An 18,870-nucleotide genomic window follows, 5' to 3' on the forward strand; every position below is an offset into this window, starting at 1 on the left:
TGATCATCGACTTCGTCATGAACCACACCAGCGACCAGCACCCGTGGTTCCAGGAGTCCCGCAGGGACCCCGACGGCCCCTACGGCGACTACTACGTCTGGGCCGACGACGACAAGCAGTACCAGGACGCCCGGATCATCTTCGTCGACACCGAGGTGTCGAACTGGACGTACGACCCGGTCCGCAAGCAGTACTACTGGCACCGGTTCTTCTCCCACCAGCCGGACCTCAACTACGAGAACCCGGCCGTGCAGGAGGAGATGATCTCCGCGCTGAAGTTCTGGCTGGACCTGGGCATCGACGGCTTCCGGCTGGACGCGGTGCCGTACCTGTACCAGCAGGAGGGCACCAACTGCGAAAACCTTCCTGCCACGCACGCCTTCCTGCGGCGGGTGCGCAAAGAGATCGACGCCCAGTACCCCGACAAGGTGCTGCTGGCGGAGGCGAACCAGTGGCCGGAGGACGTCGTCGACTACTTCGGCGACTTCTCCACCGGCGGCGACGAGTGCCACATGGCCTTCCACTTCCCGGTCATGCCGCGCATCTTCATGGCCGTACGGCGCGAATCGCGCTACCCGGTCTCCGAGGTTCTGGCCAAGACCCCGGCCATCCCCTCGGGCTGCCAGTGGGGCATCTTCCTGCGCAACCACGACGAGCTGACCCTGGAGATGGTCACCGACGAAGAGCGCGACTACATGTGGGCCGAGTACGCCAAGGACCCCCGGATGCGCGCCAACATCGGCATCCGCCGCCGGCTGGCCCCGCTGCTCGACAACGACCGCAACCAGATCGAGCTGTTCACGGCGCTGCTGCTGTCCCTGCCCGGCTCGCCGATCATCTACTACGGCGACGAGATCGGCATGGGCGACAACATCTGGCTCGGCGACCGCGACGCCGTCCGCACCCCCATGCAGTGGACGCCGGACCGCAACGCCGGGTTCTCGTCCTGCGACCCGGGGCGGCTCTTCCTGCCCACGATCATGGACCCGGTCTACGGCTACCAGGTCACCAACGTCGAGGCGTCGATGGCCTCGCCGTCCTCGCTGCTGCACTGGACCCGCCGGATGATCGAGATCCGCAAGCAGAACACCGCGTTCGGTCTCGGCTCCTACACGGAACTGCCCTCCTCCAACCCCGCGGTGCTCGCCTTCCTGCGCGAGTACGAGGACGACCTGGTGCTGTGCGTGAACAACTTCAGCCGATTCGCGCAGCCCACGGAGCTGGACCTGAGCGCCTTCCAGGGGCGGCATCCGGTCGAGTTGTTCGGCGGGGTCCGCTTCCCCGCCATCGGCGAACTGCCGTACCTGCTCACCCTCGCGGGTCACGGCTTCTACTGGTTCCGGCTCCGCAAGGAGGCCGTGTAGCGCCGGCCGCCACGGCACCGGACCGGCGTGATGGGACCGGCCCGGCTCGATCGGGCCGGTCCGGGATCCAGGCCCGCGGACGGGTCGGTTTCCCCCGTCCCGCCCGGGGCACGCATCAGTAACACCCCGACCACCCCCGGGGAAAGGACACGACGCCATGTCGGAAGCCGCCACCCCTTTCGTCACCGCCGAGCCCGGCCTCCTCGCGTCACTGGACCCCCTGCTGCGGGAATGGCTGCCGCGGCAGCGGTGGTTCGCCGGCAAGGGACGCCCGGTCACCGGGATCTCGCCGGTCACGGCCACCGAGCTGCTGCCGCCCCCCGGACTCCCGGCCCCCCGGCGCCGCCCGGGGGAGGAAGCCCCCCGTGAGCGGGGCGCGGGCGTGCCCGGCACCAGGCCGGGCCTGTACCACCTCGTCGTGCGCGTACGGCAGCCCCTGGTGCCGGTGCCGGGCGCTCCCGAGCACCCGGGCGACTGCTACCAGCTGCTCATAGGCATACGCGAGGTGCTGCCGCCCCGGCTGGCGCCCGCGCTGATCGGCCACGTCGCCCAGGGCCCGCTGGCCGGGTACACGGTCTACGACGCCCTGTACGACCCCCGGCCCGCCGAGGTGCTCCTGGAGGCCCTGCGCACCCGGGACCGCGTCGGCCCGCTCCGCTTCCACCGCGACCGGAACCAGGAGATACGGTCCGGCCTGGTCCCCCGCCTGGTGACCGCCGAGCAGTCCAACTCGTCGGTGGTCTACGGGGATACGCTCATCCTCAAGCTGCTGCGCCGGATCGTGCCCGGCGTCAATCCCGACCTGGAGCTGCCGCTGGCGCTGGCCCGCGAGGGCTGTCCGCGGGTGCCCCCGCCCACGGCGTGGGTGGCGGCGGAGCTGGGCGGTCAGCCGTGGGTCCTCGCGGTCCTCCAGCCGTACGTGCAGGGCGCGGCCGACGGCTGGGAGCTGGCGCTGCGCGAGCTGGCCAAGGGGGAGGACTTCGCGGCCGAGGCGCGGGCGCTCGGGCGGGCCACCGCAGAGGTGCACACGGCGCTGGCCCGGGCCCTGCCCACCGTCACCCTCGGGCACAGCGCCCTGGACCAGCTGGTCGGCGGCATGGTCGCGCGTCTGGAGGAGGCCGTGCACGCGGTGCCCGCGCTGCGGCCGTACGCCCCCGGGCTGCGCTCGGCGTTCACCGCGCTCGGCGACCTGGCCGCCGAGGGCCGCACCTGGACCGCGCAGCGGGTCCACGGCGACCTGCATCTCGGCCAGTGCCTGCGCTCACCGGACGGGGAGTGGTCCCTGATCGACTTCGAGGGCGAACCGGCCAGGCCGCTCGCCGAGCGGCGGATGCCCCAGCCGCCGGTACGCGACATCGCGGGGATGCTGCGCTCCTTCGACTACGCGGCGCACGCGGCCGGTGCCCCGGCACCGGGGTGGGCCGAGACGTGCCGGGCCGCGTACTGCACCGGGTACGCGGAGATCACCGGGCTCGACCCGCGCACCGATCCGGTGCTGCTGCGTGCCTACGAGACGGACAAGGCGGTCTACGAGGTCGTCTACGAGGCACGGCACCGCCCCGGCTGGCTTCCGGTGCCCCTGTCGGCGGTGCGCCGTCTGGCCGTCGCCGATCCGACCCGATCCACCTGACCCGGACTTCCCGAGGAGGCTCCGCCCGTGACCCCCCGTGACCCGTCCAACGGTTCGCATCCGAAGAAGACGGCCGAGGAAGCCGGCGCCGAGCAGCCGCCGGCCGCGCGCCCGGCGCCGAGGAAGAGCGCCGCGAAGAGCGGCGAGAGCACGCAGGCGGCGAAGAACGCGCGGAAGGCCGCGCTGCCCGAACAGGCCGCGCGGAAGACCACGAAGAAGGCCACGAAGAAGACCGCGCAGAAAACCGCCAAGAAGGCCGCCCAGAAGACCGCGCGGAAGGCCGCCGCCGAGCCCGCCGCCAAGACAGCGGGGGCGGCGGGGGCGGCGGCCGAGACCACCGCCGCGGCCGCGGGCACGGCCGAGGAGGCGGTCACGCGGAAGGCGGCCACGAAGAAGACGGCCGCGCGGACGGCGGTCCCGAAGCAGGCCGGCGCGCAGCGGACCGCGTCGCCGCGGGCGGCCGGGCGGACGACGGCCGAGCGGAAGGCGGCCGTCTCCCCGGCCCTGGACGCGGGCGACCGGCGGCGGCTGCTGGAGGGCACGCATCACGATCCGCACGCCGTGCTCGGCGCCCACCCGGTGCCCGGCGGGGTCGCCTTCCGGGTCTTCCGGCCGTACGCCCGGTCGGTGACCGTCGTCCTGGACGATCTGCGGGCCGGGCTGCACGACGACGGGGACGGGTTCTTCTCGGGGCTGCTGCCGCTGCCCGAGGTCCCCGTCTACCGGCTCCTCGTCGCCTACGAGGGCTCGGTCCAGGAGACCGAGGACCCGTACCGTTTCCTGCCCACCCTGGGCGACTTCGACCTGCACCTGATCGGCGAGGGCCGGCACGAACAGCTGTGGCGGGCGCTCGGCGCGCACCCGATGACCCACCAGGGGGTGGCCGGCACCCGGTTCGCGGTGTGGGCGCCGAACGCCCGCGGAGTGCGGATCGCCGGCGGCTTCGACCTCTGGGACGGCACCGCCTTCCCGATGCGCTCGCTCGGCGGGACCGGCGTGTGGGAGCTGTTCGTGCCGGGCGTCGGCGAGGGCGAGCTGTACAAGTACGAGATCACCCGGCCCGACGGTTCGACGACGATGCGCGCCGACCCGCTGGCCCGCCGTACCGAGGTCCCGCCGGCCACCTCCTCCGTCGTGCACGCCTCGCACTACGAGTGGAACGACGACGGGTGGCTGGCGCGCCGCGCCGAGCGCCCGGCGCACGAGGCGCCCCTGTCGATCTACGAGGTGCACCTGCCGTCCTGGCGGCCGGGGCTGACCTACCGCCGGCTCGCCGAGGAGCTCCCCGCCTACGTCAGGGACCTCGGTTTCACCCATGTCGAGCTGATGCCGGTCGCCGAGCACCCCTTCGGCGGCTCGTGGGGCTACCAGGTCACCGGCTTCTACGCGCCCACCGCCCGCCTCGGCACCCCGGACGACTTCAAGTACCTGGTCGACCGGCTGCACCAGGCCGGCATCGGCGTGATCATGGACTGGGTGCCGGCCCACTTCCCGCGCGACGACTGGGCGCTGGCCGAGTTCGACGGCCGGCCGCTGTACGAGCCCGAGGACCCGCTGCGCTCCGCGCATCCCGACTGGGGCACGCTGGAGTTCGACTTCGGCCGCCGTGAGGTGCGCAACTTCCTGGTGGCCAACGCGGTGTACTGGTGCGAGGAGTTCCACATCGACGGCCTGCGGGTCGACGCGGTCGCCTCGATGCTCTACCTGGACTACTCCCGCGAGCCCGGCCAGTGGCGGCCCAACGAGCACGGCGGCCGGGAGAACCTGGACGCGGTGGCGTTCCTCCAGGAGATGAACGCGACCCTGTACCGGCGGGTGCCGGGTGTGGTGACCATCGCGGAGGAGTCGACGGCCTGGGACGGCGTCACCCGCGCCACGCACCACAAGGGACCGAGCGGCTTCGGCGGCCTCGGCTTCGGGCTGAAGTGGAACATGGGCTGGATGCACGACTCGCTCCAGTACCTGAGCCATGAGCCCGTGCACCGCAAGTACCACCACCACGAGATGACCTTCTCGATGGTGTACGCCTACAGCGAGAACTACGTCCTGCCGATCTCCCACGACGAGGTGGTGCACGGCAAGGGGTCGCTGGTGTCGAAGATGCCCGGCGACTGGTGGCAGCAGCGCGCCAACCACCGCGCCTACCTCGGCTTCATGTGGGCCCACCCGGGCAAGCAGCTGCTGTTCATGGGGCAGGAGTTCGCCCAGGGGGCGGAGTGGTCCGAGGCCCGCGGCCCCGACTGGTGGCTGCTGGACCCCGAGTACGGGGCCGAGGCCGACCACCGGGGCGTGCGGGACCTGGTCCGCGACCTCAACGCCGTCTACCGCGACACCCCGGCGCTGTGGCAGCGGGACACCCACCCGTCCGGTTTCGCCTGGGTGGTGGGGGACGCCGCCGAGGACAACGTCTTCGCGTTCCTGCGCTTCGACGCGGAGGGCTCACCGCTGCTGGCGGTGTCCAACTTCTCCCCCGTGGTCCGCGCCGACTACCGCCTCGGCGTCCCCGACGACGTCCCCGCCTGGCACGAGGTCCTCAACACCGACGCCGCCCGCTACGGCGGCGGCGACGTCACCCACCCCCACCCCGTCAAGCCCGAGCCCCAGGGCTGGCACGGCCGCCCGGCCAGCATCCGGCTGACCCTGCCACCCCTGTCGACACTCTGGCTGCGGCCGGCGTAGCGGCCAGAGCTCTGTACACAACCGACGTCGAACAGAGTCAACCTTCATCGTCATCATCACCCGAAAGAGACAGTATCGAAAACGTTCGGTCATCAAATGGGTTAATAGACTTAGAGCCCTGAGCGACGCGCCATACTGTGCCTGACACGAAGGCATGAAATTCGGAGCACAACTCATGTATGACGCGTTCGACGGCGTTGCGGCACACGTTCGGAGCATTTGCAACGACGAGGCGATTTGCGTCCATGTGGACAATGCGCAAGAGTGCGAGATCAAGCGGCACCCTCAATACGATGAGTTCCGCTCCAAAGCTGTAGCCTCACGGGCGGCACGGACAGCCAAGTCGCGCCTTTGGGATTCCATGGTGGCCATGGGACGGCTGTCCGACATGCGTGGCGACGATAAGTGGCGGATGATCGTTGTGGACTGCCTGACCCCTTTCCTTCGCACGCGCTCCGAAACGATCTCCCGCAATTTCTATGCGGATCTGTACGACATTCGGTCCGAAATGTTCACAGCTCTGCTCGACACGTGGGCCACGACAGCGACAGGTGTGGCACCCCGTGAGGTTCCGACGCTGATGGCAAAAGCTGCGACTTCCGCCGCATATCGTTACGCGAAAGCCCACGGCAACGAGAGCGCGATCGATGACTTCGACGCGTTGCACGCACTTGAGGACACCCCCCAAAGAGTTCACGCTCAAGGCATCTTCCGTCGTCCACGACGCCGACCTTCGAGACCCGGCCGTCGCCGAGCAGATTCGCGGCGAGAGCCATGGAGCGAAACTCCAGAGATTCGTCCCCCCGGACACCATCAGGAATTTTCACGAAGAGATTCGAACCGGCCGCCGACCCGGTTTGAAGAGCAACCTCGCGACACCCGCAATGCTCGCGCGCACGTTCATCACGGAGGCCAATCATTATTACCACGTCTCCGAGTTCTACCCTGCGTTCATTGGCCTTCCGGTCGCCACAGAGGCACTAGGCATCCCCCCGACTTCCGCCTACCGAATGGTCAGAGCAGGCTCCTTTCCTTGCCCGACGACATACATGGGGCGAAAGCACGTAGTGCAGACGAAGGCCATCATGCACCACATGAACATCCCGGATATCATCGTTCACCCCGATGATGTGGAAAATGGAGTGGCGCACGCCGGCGGAAGGTGACACCGACCGTCTCTGTCGCCCTCGCGGGGGTTCCGGGTCGCGCTGGGCCGCAGGGCCCGGTCCGGCCACGGCGGTGGCCGGACCGGGCCCTGCGGACGTCAGCCCTCCGAGAGCCCCTTCGGCAGCGGCTCCGTATGGAGGACGCCGAGGTGCTGGGTGGCGCGGGTCAGGGCCACGTAGAGGTCGCTGGTGCCGTAGCGGCCGGGCTCGACGACCAGGACGGAGTCGAACTCCAGCCCCTTGGACTGGCGCGGGTCCAGGAGGACGACGCCGCGGGTCAGGTCGGGCTCGGCGCCGGCCGTCACGCCGTCCAGGCGGGCCGCCAGCGCGCGGTGCAGCTCGCGCGGGGCGATGACGGCGAGGCGGCCTTCCTCGGGGGTGAGCTCGCCGACCGCCTCGGCGACGGCGGACGGGAGGTCGTCGGTGGCGCGGATCCAAGGGCGTACGCCCGTGGAGCGGACCGAGCTCGGGGGCTCGAAGCCGGGGTGCTCGGCGCGGACCACGGCCGCGGCCAGGTCCATGATCTCCGCCGGGGTGCGGTAGTTGACGCCGAGGCGGGTGTGCTCCCAGCGGTCCTCGACGTAGGGCTCAAGGATCTTCTCCCAGGAGCCGACACCGGCCGCCTCCGCCGTCTGCGCCGGGTCGCCGACCAGGGTCATCGAGCGGGTCGGGCAGCGACGCATCAGCAGCCGCCACGCCATCGGCGACAGCTCCTGCGCCTCGTCCACGATGATGTGCCCGAACGCCCAGGTGCGGTCCGCCGCGGCGCGCTCGGCGGCGCTGCGGTGGTCGTCCTCCTCGTGGCGCTCGGCGAACCGCTCCGCGTCGATGATGTCGTGCGCGGACAGCACCTCCGAGGCCTCGGGATCGCTGTCCTCCTTGTCCTCGAACTCGTAGGTGCGCGACGCGTACGACACGTCCAGCACGCCCTGCGCGTAGGCGATCTGGGCCTGCCGCTCGCGCTCGGCCCGGGCGCGGGCCGTGCGGTCGTCCTCGCCGAGCAGTTCGGCCGCCTCGTCCAGCAGCGGCACGTCGGCCGTGGTCCACGCGCGGGTGACCGGGCGCCGGACGGCGTCCGCGTCCGCGTCGGGAAGGAAGCCCTCGGGCGCGGCGAGGAAGTCGGCGACGAGCCGCTGCGGGGTCAGGACCGGCCACAGCCGGTCGATGGCGGACCAGACCTCGGGGTTCTCGGCGAGTTCGTCGCGGATCTGGGTGATGTCGCTGGCGTCGAGCAGGTTGGTGCCGTCGTACGGGTCGGTGCCGATGCGCTCGGCGACCATGTCGGTGAGCGTGTTGAGGATGTGCCCCTCGAAGTACTCCCGGGCCGCGTTGTGCGGCAGCTTCGCGGCGCGGGTGCGCTCGCGGGCGACGTTGACCAGGCCGTCGTCGAGCATCAGGACCTCGCGGTCGTGCTCGATCGTGATCACCGGGTCGGGCAGCGCCTGCCGGCCGCGGACCACCTCGGCGAGCACCCCGGCCATCTCCGCGCGGCCCTTGACGGCCGCCGCCTCGGGCGTGTCCGCCGCCGTCGCCTTCACCCCGGGGAACAGCTCGCCGACGGTGGCCAGCAGGACGCCGGTCTCGCCGAGCGAGGGCAGCACCTCGCCGATGTAGCCGAGGAAGGCGGGGTTGGGGCCGACGATGAGCACGGCCCGCTTGGCGAGCAGCTCCCGGTGCTCGTAGAGCAGGTACGCCGCCCGGTGCAGGGCGACGGCCGTCTTGCCGGTGCCGGGGCCGCCCTCGACGACGAGCACGCCGCGGTGCGGGGCGCGGATGATGCGGTCCTGGTCGGCCTGGATGGTCCGCACGATGTCGCTCATGCGGCCGGTGCGCGCGGAGTTCAGCGCGGCGAGCAGCACCGCGTCGCCCGACGGGTCCTCGTGCCCCGTCCTGGTCTCGTCGCCGAGGTCGAGGATCTCGTCGTGCAGGGCGGTGACCCGGCGGCCCTCGGTGGCGATGTGCCGGCGGCGGCGCAGCCCCATCGGGGTGTGGCCGGTGGCCAGGTAGAAGGGACGGGCGACGTCGGCCCGCCAGTCGATGAGGACCGGGGTGCGTTCGGCGTCGTCGGCGCGCAGCCCGATGCGTCCGATGTGGTGAGCGGTGCCCGAGGCCAGGTCGATCCGGCCGAAGCAGAGCGAGCCGTCGACCGCGTTGAGCGCGGCGAGCAGCCCGGAGCGCTCGGCGACCAGGATGTCCCGCTCCAGCCTGGCCTGCATGGGGGTGTGGCCCTGCGCGAGCGCGTCCGTGACGGATGCCTCGGCGTCGCCGCGCAGTGCGTCCACGCGCGCGTACAGCCCGTCGATGAATTCCTGCTCATGCCTCAATTCATCGTCCGGAAATTCGGTGTTTGACAATTCCGCTCCCGCCCGGATATACTGTGCTCACTGAACTTATCTGCGACCCGCTCAAACGGAATCGCGAAAGATTTAATATACGCAAGAAAATCCCCCGGACGCAATTGACCGGGGGATTTCTTCGTCGGCGTATCCGGCCGCGGCCCTGGTTCAGACGACGTCGGCCAGCTCCTCCAGCAGGCGCCGCCTGGACCGGGCGCCCACCATGGACTTCACCGGCTCACCGTCGCGGAAGACCATGAAGGTCGGCATCGACAGCACCTTGTAGGCGTTCGTGGTGGCCGGATTCTCGTCGACGTCGAGCCGCACCACGCGCAGCCGGTCCGCCTCCTGCTCGGCCACGGCGGCGAGCACCGGCCCCATCTGCCGGCAGGGCGGGCACCAGTCGGCCGTGAACTCCACCAGCACCGGCAGCTCCGCCCCGATCACCTCCGCCGCGAACGTCGCGTCCGTCACCTCGGCCACACCGTTCGTCCCGCTCACAGCCCTCGCCCTCCCAGTTGGCACACCGGCTCCGGGCCCCCCGGAGCCAGCGCCTCGGCGGCCAGCGCGTCCACGGCCGGCTCGGCCCTCGCCAGTCGCGCCGCCACGGTCGCCCGCACCGCCCGCAACTCGCCGATCAGCGCGTCCAGCTCCGCCAGCTTGCGCCGGTAGACCGCGAGCGACGCCGGGCAGGAGTCGCCCTCCGGGTGCCCGGCGCGCAGGCACTCCACGAAGGGCCGGGTCTCCTCCAGGCCGAACCCGAAGTCCCGCAGCGTCCTGATCTGCTCCAGCAGCCGCAGGTCGCCCTCGTCGTAGGTCCGGTGCCCGTGGGCGTCCCGGCGCGCGGACAGCAGTCCCCGTGCCTCGTAGTACCGCAGTGTCCGCGTCGTGGTCCCGGCGCGTGCGGCCAGCTCACCGATTCGCATGCCGACGAACGTAGCCCTTGACGCCGGCGTCAAGGCAAGGGCGGCGGCCGCCCGTGAACGCACGGTGCCGCCCGGTCCCTCCGCGGAACGCGGACGGACCGGGCGGCGGGGGGACCGGGCGCGGCGGGGGAACCGCACCCGGGTGGGGGGAGGCTCAGGTCTTGGCCAGTTCCTTCCTGCCGCCCGGCTCGGGCGCCTCGGCACCGGTGTCCCCGTGGGCGTCGTCCAGGAGGGTCTTCTCGTCGAAGGGGACGCGCCCGGCGAGGACCTCCGCGACCCGCTCCTTGTCGATCTCCTTGGTCCAGGTGCCCACCAGGACGGTGGCGACGGCGTTGCCCGCGAAGTTGGTCAGGGCGCGGGCCTCGCTCATGAAGCGGTCGATGCCGACGATCAGGCCGATGCCGTCCACCAGGGCGGGCTTGTGCGACTGCAGGCCGCCGGCCAGGGTCGCCAGGCCCGCGCCGGTGACGCCGGCCGCGCCCTTGGAGGCCACCAGCAGGAACAGCAGCAGCGGGATCTGCTCGCCCACCGACATCGGGGTGCCCATGGCGTCGGCGATGAACAGCGAGGCCATGGTCATGTAGATCATGGTGCCGTCGAGGTTGAAGGAGTAGCCGGTCGGGACGGTGATGCCGACCACCGGCTTGCTGACGCCCAGGTGCTCCATCTTGGCGATCAGCCGCGGCAGCGCCGACTCCGAGGAGGACGTGGACAGGATCAGCAGGAACTCGCGGCCCAGGTACTTGAAGAGCGAGAAGACGTTCACGCCCGAGACGACCCGCAGCAGCGCGCCGAGCACCAGGAAGACGAACAGCACGCAGGTGACGTAGAAGCCGAGCATCAGCACGGCCAGGCTCTTGAGCGCGTCGAGGCCGGCGGAGCCGGTGACGGCGGCCATGGCGCCGAACGCGCCGACCGGGGCGGCCCACATCACCATCGCCAGGACGCGGAAGACCAGCCGCTGGATGTGCTCCACCCCGCGCAGGACCGGCTGCCCGGCCGGGCCCATGGCCTGGAGCGCGAAGCCGCACAGCAGGGCGACCAGCAGGGTCTGGAGCACCTCGCCCTCGGTGAAGGCGGACACGATCGTGGCCGGGATGACGCCGAGCAGGAACTCGGTGGTGCCCTTGGCCTCCGCGTCGACCTGCGCGTGCCCGGTCTCCTTGACGGCATCGGTGATCGCCAGGCCGGTGCCGGGCTCCAGGATGTTGCCGACGACCAGGCCGATGGCGAGCGCCACCAGCGACATCACCAGGAAGTAGACCAGGGCGATGCCGCCGACGGCACCGACCTTGGCGGCCTTGCGCACCGATCCGATGCCCAGCACGATCGTGCAGAAGATGATCGGCGAGATCATCATCTTGATCAGGTTCACGAACCCGGTGCCGATCGGCTTCAGCTCGACGGCGAAGTCCGGCGCGGCGAGCCCCACGGCGATACCGAGGGCGACCGCGACGATCACCGCGATGTAGAGATAGTGCGTGCGGTCCCGCCTGGTCTTCGGTGCGGCAGGTGCCGTATCGGCTGCGCTGCTCACGGCGGCCCTCCTTGGCGACGTCGTCGGTGTCACCGGCGTGCGGCTCACGTCCGGGGGAACCCCCGGGGCCACCCGGGCGCGTGCGGGCCGGGGACCGGGGATCGCCGTGACTATCTCCCGCCGTGTGAGTGCGGTCACCCTTGCGTTCATTGAGTTCACCGGTCAGCCAAGAGGCAGACTGACGGCATGCTCCTGAGCGTCCCCCGACCCCGCAGCCTGGCCGGCCAGCTCTTCGCCATGCAGGCCGTGCTGATCACCGTGGTCGTCGCCGGGTACGCGCTGTTCTCCTACGTCAGCGACCGGGCGCAGGCCGAGGACGCGGCCGGCCGGCAGGCCACGGCGGTGGCGCGTTCGATCGCCGACTCCCCTTCCGTACGGGAGGCGATCCGCACCCCCGATCCCACCGCCCGCCTCCAGCCGTACGCGCTCCAGGTCATGCGCGACACCGGCGTCGACTTCGTGACGATCATGAATCCGCGGGGCATCCGCTGGACCCACCCCGACACCCGGCAGATCGGGCGCCCCTTCCGCGGCCACACCGAGCCCGCGCGCCGGGGCGGCACGTTCACCGAGACCTACACCGGTACGCTCGGCCCGTCGGTCCGGGCGGTCACGCCCGTGCGGGACGGCGGCCGGGTCGTCGGCCTGGTCAGCGCCGGGATCAAGGTGGAGGAGATCAGCAAGCGGGTCCGGGGCCAGCTCACCGCCCTGCTCGCCGTCGCCGCCGGCGCCCTCGCCCTCGGCGCGGTGGGCACGTACGTGATCAACGCCCGGCTGCGCCGCCACACCCACGGCATGAACGCCACCGAGCTCAGCCGGATGCACGACTACCACCAGGCCGCCCTGCACGCGGTGCGGGAAGGGCTGCTGATGCTGGACGGACGGTACCGGGTGGCGCTGATCAACGACGGCGGACGGGAGCTGCTCGGCTTCCGGCCGGGGGACGACGTGATCGGCAGGCCCGTCGCCGGCCTCGGCCTGCCGGCGCGGCTGACGGGGGCGCTGCTGGCGTCGGAGCCGCGCGTGGACGAGGTGCATCTGACCGACGACCGGGTGGTCGTGGTCAACACCTCGCCGGTGTCGGGCGGCGAGCGCCGCGGCACCATCGTCACCCTGCGCGATGTGACCGAGCTCCAGTCGCTGATGGGCGAACTGGACTCCGAGCGCGGCTTCACCCAGGCCCTGCGCGCGCAGGCCCACGAGGCCGCGAACCGGCTGCACACGGTGGTGTCGCTGATCGAGCTGGGCCGCGCCGAGGAGGCCGTCGACTTCGCCACCGCCGAGCTGGAGCTGGCCCAGGCGCTGACCGACCAGGTGGTGGCGGCGGTGGGCGAACCGGTGCTGGCCGCCCTGCTGCTGGGCAAGACCGCCCAGGCCAACGAGCGGGGCGTGGAGCTGGTGGTGTCGCCGGACAGCCGCCTGGACGACGGGCTGCTGCCGCCGTCCCTGCCCGCCCGGGATCTGGTGACCATCCTCGGCAACCTGATCGACAACGCGCTGGACGCGGCGCAGGGCGGCGAGCGGCCCCGGGTCACGGTCACGGCGTACACGCGCGCCGACGCCGAACTGGTCCTGCGGGTGGCGGACACCGGCACGGGCGTCGACCCCGCCCTGGCCGAGCTGGTCTTCCAGCGCGGCTTCACCACCAAGCCCGCCGGGCCGGACGGACGCGGGCTGGGCCTGGCCCTGGTCCGGCAGGCGGTGCACCGGCACGGGGGCGCCCTGTCGGTGGCGGAGGCCGCCGAAGGCGGCGCGGTGTTCGAGGTACGGCTGCCGCTCACCGCCGCGGCGGTGACGGGAGGGGCCGCGCATGAGCGGTGAGCAGCCGATACGCGTCCTGGTCGTCGAGGACGACCCGGTCGCGGCCGACGCGCACCTGCTGTACGTCGGCCGCGTCCCGGGCTTCACCGCCGTCGGCAAGGCCCGCACCGGTGCCGAGGCCCGGCGCCTGCTCGACCGCACACCGGTCGACCTGCTCCTGCTCGACCTGCACCTGCCGGACGTGCACGGGCTCCAGCTCGCCCGCACCCTGCGGGCGGCCGGGTACCACGCCGACGTGATCGCCGTGACGTCGGCGCGGGATCTGGCGATGGTCCGCGAGGGGGTGTCGCTCGGCGTCGTCCAGTACGTCCTCAAGCCGTTCACCTTCGCCACCCTGCGGGACCGCCTGGTGCGGTACGCCGAGTTCCGCGGCACGGCCGGCGAGGCCGGCGGCCAGGAGGAGGTCGACCGGGCGCTGGCCACCCTGCGCGCCCCGGGCCCGGCGGCGCTCCCCAAGGGCCTGAGCGCCCCGACCCTGGAACGGGTGACCGCGGCGCTGCGGGACACCGCCGAGGGCCTGACCGCGTCGGGCCTCGCCCAGGTCGTGGGCATCTCCCGGATCACGGCCCGGCGGTACCTGGAGCATCTGGTGGACGCCGGACGGGCGGCACGCAGCCCGCAGTACGGGCAGGTGGGCCGGCCGGAACTGGTCTACCGGTGGCTGCGGGAGTCCGGGCGAGGGCTCTAGATGCCGCGGCGGGCAGCGGTCGCTCGTCAAGGAGCGCGGGGTCTCCCCCGCCGAACAGGCCCGGTGCGGCGGAGGGGACCGAACGGCCGCACACGCATTGACCCGGCCGGATCGCTCCTCTTACGTTCGCTGGGCAGCGTCCCGGCCACAATGACGTGCGCCTGTAGGAGGTCGTGCCCGTGCGCCCCACCGCTCCGCTCACCACGTTCGTCGCCCTCGCCGCCCTGGTCTCCCTCGCCGCCTGCGGCGGCTCCGGAAGCGATCCCGACACGCTGAAGGTCTCCTTCAAGCAGTCCACGGACAACTCCGTGAAGGTGATGGACGCCTACCTCGCGGACATCAGGAAGCAGTTCGAGAAGGCCCACCCCGGCAAGAAGGTCGAACTCGTCCCCATCAAGGCCCCGGACTCGGAGTACTACACCAAGCTCCAGCAGATGCTCCGCTCCCCCAAAACCGCCCCCGATCTGGTCTACGAGGACACCTTCCTCATCAACTCGGACATCACCAGCGGCTATCTGAAACCCCTCGATCCCTACCTCGCGAAGTGGAAGGACTGGGACCGGTTCATCGGCACGGCCAAGGCGGCGGCCAGGGGCGAGGACGGGAAGACGTACGGCGTCCCGGACGGCACGGACACCCGCGGACTGTGGTACGCCAAGGACGTCTTCGCCAAGGCGGGACTCCCGGCCGACTGGCAGCCGGAGGACTGGGACGACGTCCTCGCCGCGGCCCGCACCATCAAGGAGAAGGTCCCCGGCGTCACACCCCTGAACGTCTACACCGGCAAGCCCGCCGGGGAGGCCGCCACCATGCAGGGGTTCCAGATGCTGCTGTACGGCACGGGCGACGGCACCGCCGACCCGCTGTACGACAAGAACGCCGGGAAGTGGATCGCCGGCAGCCAGGGGTTCCGGGACGCCCTCGCCTTCGTCGAGACGGTGTACGAGGAGAAGCTCGGCCCCGACGTCGCCGACGCGCTCGACCCCAACTTCGCCACCACGGTGCGCGGCGAGCTGCTGCCCCGGGGCAAGCTGGGCATCGCCCTGGACGGCTCCTGGCTGCCGCAGGACTGGCTGGAGGGCAGCGGCCACGAGTGGCCCGAGTGGTCCAGGGAGCTCGGGCTGGCCGCCATGCCCACCCAGCGCGGGCAGGCCCCCGGCAAGGTCAGCATGTCGGGCGGCTGGGTCTGGTCGATCCCGGCCAAGGCGGCCAACCCCGACCTGGCCTTCGCGTTCATCCAGACGATGCAGACCAGGGACAACGCCCGGAAGTGGTACATCGCCAACTCCGGCATCGCGGTCCGCGAGGACGTCGCGAACGACCCCGCGTACGTCGAGGCGCAGCCCGGCACCAGGTTCTTCACCGACCTGGTGGCGTACACGCGCTACCGGCCGGCCTATCCGGCGTATCCGAAGGTGTCCGTCGCCATCCAGGAGGCCATGGAGGCCGTGACGACGGGCGAGAAGCCGGCGCGGGAGGCGGCGCGCGACTACGACGAGGCGCTGAAGGAGGCCACGGACGACCAGGTGGTACGGAAGTGAGCGCCGGGGAGCACACGTGACCGCGGCCGCCCCGCGGGCCACCGGCCCGCGGCCCGCCGGGGTGCCGCCGGAGCCGCCCGCCCGCCACCCGGCCGGGTCCCGGCCCGGGTCCGTCCGCCGGTCCCTGCTGCGCGCCCTGCCCCTGTTCCCGGCCGTGGTCCTGCTGCTGCTCTTCCTGGCCGGGCCGATCGCCTACTGCGTCGCCATCGCCTTCACCGACCTCCAGCTCACCGGGCAGGCACGGGAGTCGTTCGTCGGATTCGACAACTTCGCGCGGGCCTTCCGGGACGAGGCGTTCCGCAACGCCGTCTGGCTCACCCTCGTCTTCACCGTGCTGTCGTCGCTGATCGGCCAGAACACGCTCGGCCTCGCCCTGGCCGGGCTGATGCGGCGCGCCTCGAAACCCGTCCGCACGCTGACCGGCGGCATCGTGATCACGGCGTGGGTCCTGCCGGAGGTGGTGGCGGGGTTCCTGCTGTACGCCTTCTTCCGCCGGGAGGGCACCTTGAACGCCGTCCTGGAATGGCTCCATCTGCCCGCGCAGAACTGGCTGTTCACCCTGCCGATCCTGGCGGTGTCCTTCGCCAACGTCTGGCGGGGCACGGCGTTCTCGATGCTGGTGTACTCGGCGGCGCTGAACGAGATCCCCCAGGAGATCACGGAGGCCGCGGAGGTCGACGGCGCGAGCGGCCGGCAGCGCCTGTGGCGCATCACGCTGCCGATGATCCGCCGCTCCATCGGCACCACCCTGATGCTCAACACGCTGCAGACCCTGTCGGTGTTCGGGCTGATCTGGGTGATGACGCGGGGCGGCCCGAGCGGGAAGAGCCAGACGCTCCCGCTGTTCATGTACGAACAGGCGTTCCAGAACAGTCTGATCGGCTACGGCACGGCGGTGGCGCTGCTGCTGTTGCTGATCGGTTCGCTGTTCTCGGTCGTGTACCTGCGCCTGCTGCGGACGGAGGTCTGACCCGCCATGCCGCCCACCGCGCGCCCGGCTCCCACGCCCCGTACCGCCCGCGCCCCGCGCACGCTCGCCTCCCGCCGCGCGCGGCGCCGCCTGGCCGCCGACGCGGGACTGCTGGTGGTGGCGGTCTCCTTCGCGCTGCCGCTGGCCTGGGTGGTGCTGTCGGCCCTGGACCCGCGCGCCGACCTGCGGGTGAAGGTGCCCGACGGGCTCACGCTGGAGCACTTCGACGCGATCCTCACCTCGGAGATCACCTTCACGCCCCTGCTCAACAGCCTCGTCCTGTGCGGGGGCGCGACGGCGCTGACGGTGGTGTGCGCGGCCCTCGCGGCGTATCCGCTCTCCCGGTTCCGGTCGCGGCTGAACCGGCCGTTCCTGCTGACGATCCTGTTCGCGACCAGCCTGCCGATCACCGCCATCATGGTGCCGGTCTACGCCCTGTTCGTCCGGGTGAACCTGATCGACACCATGCAGGGCACGATCCTCTTCTTCGCCGCCTCCCAGCTCCCCTTCGCCATCTGGCTGATGAAGAACTTCATGGACGGCGTGCCCAAGGAGCTGGAGGAGGCGGCGTGGACGGACGGCGCGTCCACGCTCCAGTCACTGACGCGGATCGTGCTGCCGCTGATGGGGCCCGGGGTGGCGGTGGTGACGGTGTATTCGTTCGTGATGATGTGGGGGAACTTCTTCGTCCCCTTCATGCTGCTGCTCACCCCGGACCAGCTGCCGGCCTCCGTGAGCGTCAACGAGTTCTTCGGCAACCGGGGCATGGTGGCGTACGGGCAGCTGGCGGCGTTCTCAGTGGTCTACTCGACGCCCGTCGTCCTGCTGTACGTGCTGATCGCCCGGCGGCTGGGCGGCGGCTTCGCGCTGGGCGGGGCGGTGAAGGGGTGACCCGTGCCCGTACCGCCCCGCGGGCCCCGGCGGCGGCCGGGACACGGCGGCGGGGGCCACCGCGACGGCCGTCGCGGTGGCCAGGCCGGTCAGAAGACGGACTCCGCCTCGTCCATGCGGTCCGTCGGCACGGTCTTCAGCTCGGTGACCGCCTCCGCCAGCGGCACCATCACCACGTCGGTGCCGCGCAGCGCGGTCATCTTGCCGAAGTCGCCCCGGTGCGCCGCCTCCACCGCGTGCCAGCCGAAGCGCGTGGCGAGGACCCGGTCGTACGCCGTCGGCGTGCCGCCGCGCTGGACGTGGCCGAGGATGACCGGCTTGGCCTCCTTGCCGAGCCGGCGCTCCAGCTCGTGGGCGAGGGCGGTGCCGATGCCCTGGAAGCGCTCGTGGCCGTACTGGTCGATCGCGCCCTTGCCGTAGTCCATGGTGCCGTCGGCGGGGTGGGCGCCCTCGGCGACGCAGATGACCGCGAACTTCTTGCCGCGGGCGAACCGCTCCTCGACCATCTTCACCAGGTCCGCGGGGTCGAAGGGCCGCTCGGGCAGGCAGATGCCGTGCGCGCCGGCCGCCATGCCGGACTCCAGGGCGATCCAGCCCGCGTGCCGTCCCATGACCTCCACGACCATGACCCGCTGGTGCGACTCGGCCGTGGTCTTCAGGCGGTCCATGGCCTCCGTGGCGACACCGACGGCGGTGTCGAAGCCGAAGGTGCGGTCGGTGGAGGAGATGTCGTTGTCGATCGTCTTGGGCACGCCGACCACGGGCAGGCCCGCGTCCGACAGCATCCGGGCCGCGGTCAGCGTGCCCTCGCCGCCGATCGGGATCAGCGCGTCGATGCCGAAGTCGCGGGCGATGTCGGCGGCGTTCTCGCACGCCTCGCGCAGCCGGTCGCGCTCCAGGCGGGAGGAGCCGAGTATGGTGCCGCCGCGGGCGAGGATGCCGCTGACCGCGTTCAGGTCGAGGGCGCGGTAGCGGCCGTCCAGCAGGCCGGCGTAGCCGTCCTCGAATCCGATCACCTCGTCGTCGTACTGGGCGACCGCTCGGTGCACGACCGACCGGATCACTGCGTTCAGGCCGGGGCAGTCGCCGCCTGCGGTGAGGACTCCGATACGCATCGTGCTCTGTCTCCTGCTCGCTGTTGATACCGGTGAGCCAGCTCCGATTCTTTCACGTCCCCCGGGAGGGTGCCGATTACGGCTCGTCCGGCCTGGTGTGCCACCCTTCCCCCTCCCGGCTTCCGCACTGACGGGCGCTTTATCTGTCGACAGAGGTATTGTCAAGAGGGTTGCGCTCACCTTGGTGGGCGATTTTTGTGCACGAA

Annotated in this window: 14 protein-coding genes; 9 read left to right on the forward strand and 5 right to left on the reverse strand. The window is 71.4% G+C overall.

Features of this window, described 5'->3' with window-relative positions; translation table 11 throughout:
- The 4 genes from treS to AB0L74_RS29445 form a co-directional block, all read left to right on the forward strand.
- Window positions 1-1,364, forward strand: a 1,364-nt coding sequence (gene treS, locus AB0L74_RS29430; RefSeq protein ID WP_365658862.1) for a maltose alpha-D-glucosyltransferase, incomplete at its 5' end; no start/stop codon positions are given.
- 157 nt (window positions 1,365-1,521) lie between these two features.
- Window positions 1,522-2,994, forward strand: coding sequence for a maltokinase (locus AB0L74_RS29435; protein ID WP_365658865.1), 1,473 nt, complete (start codon window positions 1,522-1,524; stop codon window positions 2,992-2,994).
- A gap of 27 nt (window positions 2,995-3,021) precedes the next feature.
- Window positions 3,022-5,673: a 1,4-alpha-glucan branching enzyme gene (gene glgB / locus AB0L74_RS29440; RefSeq protein ID WP_365658868.1), complete on the forward strand. Its 2,652-nt coding sequence runs from the start codon at window positions 3,022-3,024 to the stop codon at window positions 5,671-5,673.
- A gap of 647 nt (window positions 5,674-6,320) precedes the next feature.
- The gene (locus AB0L74_RS29445; RefSeq protein WP_365658871.1) at window positions 6,321-6,839 is read left to right on the forward strand and encodes a hypothetical protein; all 519 of its coding nucleotides are present in this window, start codon (window positions 6,321-6,323) and stop codon (window positions 6,837-6,839) included.
- 98 nt (window positions 6,840-6,937) lie between these two features.
- Here the strand turns inward: AB0L74_RS29445 and AB0L74_RS29450 are convergent, their stop codons facing one another.
- The 4 genes from AB0L74_RS29450 to AB0L74_RS29465 form a co-directional block, all read right to left on the reverse strand.
- Entirely contained in the window at window positions 6,938-9,211 is a 2,274-nt protein-coding gene (locus AB0L74_RS29450; protein ID WP_365659007.1) for an ATP-dependent DNA helicase, read from the reverse strand.
- A gap of 132 nt (window positions 9,212-9,343) precedes the next feature.
- A complete protein-coding gene (locus tag AB0L74_RS29455; RefSeq protein WP_365659010.1) occupies window positions 9,344-9,658 on the reverse strand; it encodes a thioredoxin domain-containing protein in 315 nt (104 codons plus the stop codon).
- 14 nt (window positions 9,659-9,672) lie between these two features.
- Window positions 9,673-10,101 carry a MerR family transcriptional regulator gene (locus AB0L74_RS29460; RefSeq protein WP_365658875.1) on the reverse strand — a complete coding sequence of 143 codons (429 nt, stop codon included), beginning with the start codon at window positions 10,099-10,101 and terminating at the stop codon, window positions 9,673-9,675.
- A 154-nt stretch (window positions 10,102-10,255) separates the two neighbouring features.
- A complete protein-coding gene (locus AB0L74_RS29465; protein ID WP_365658878.1) occupies window positions 10,256-11,638 on the reverse strand; it encodes a cation:dicarboxylase symporter family transporter in 1,383 nt (460 codons plus the stop codon).
- A gap of 186 nt (window positions 11,639-11,824) precedes the next feature.
- Between AB0L74_RS29465 and AB0L74_RS29470 the strand changes: the two genes are divergently transcribed.
- From AB0L74_RS29470 to AB0L74_RS29490, 5 genes are all read left to right on the forward strand, one after another.
- Entirely contained in the window at window positions 11,825-13,459 is a 1,635-nt protein-coding gene (locus AB0L74_RS29470) for a sensor histidine kinase (RefSeq protein WP_365658882.1), read from the forward strand.
- Complete coding sequence (locus AB0L74_RS29475) at window positions 13,449-14,147, forward strand: response regulator (protein WP_365658885.1); 699 nt, start codon at window positions 13,449-13,451, stop codon at window positions 14,145-14,147. The genes AB0L74_RS29470 and AB0L74_RS29475 overlap by 11 nt, the downstream gene beginning before the upstream one ends.
- Window positions 14,148-14,320: 173 nt before the next feature.
- The gene (locus tag AB0L74_RS29480) at window positions 14,321-15,688 is read left to right on the forward strand and encodes an extracellular solute-binding protein (RefSeq protein WP_365658888.1); all 1,368 of its coding nucleotides are present in this window, start codon (window positions 14,321-14,323) and stop codon (window positions 15,686-15,688) included.
- Between the two features lie 61 nt (window positions 15,689-15,749).
- Window positions 15,750-16,658 carry a sugar ABC transporter permease gene (locus AB0L74_RS29485; protein WP_365659013.1) on the forward strand — a complete coding sequence of 303 codons (909 nt, stop codon included), beginning with the start codon at window positions 15,750-15,752 and terminating at the stop codon, window positions 16,656-16,658.
- Window positions 16,659-16,664: 6 nt separating this feature from the next.
- Window positions 16,665-17,549, forward strand: a complete 885-nt coding sequence (locus tag AB0L74_RS29490) for a carbohydrate ABC transporter permease (protein WP_365658891.1) — start codon at window positions 16,665-16,667, stop codon at window positions 17,547-17,549.
- 89 nt (window positions 17,550-17,638) lie between these two features.
- Here the strand turns inward: AB0L74_RS29490 and AB0L74_RS29495 are convergent, their stop codons facing one another.
- Entirely contained in the window at window positions 17,639-18,664 is a 1,026-nt protein-coding gene (locus tag AB0L74_RS29495; RefSeq protein WP_365658894.1) for an ATP-dependent 6-phosphofructokinase, read from the reverse strand.
- Window positions 18,665-18,870 lie beyond the last annotated feature (206 nt).

Source organism: Streptomyces sp. NPDC052020, assembly GCF_040680575.1.
GTDB lineage: Bacteria > Actinomycetota > Actinomycetes > Streptomycetales > Streptomycetaceae > Streptomyces.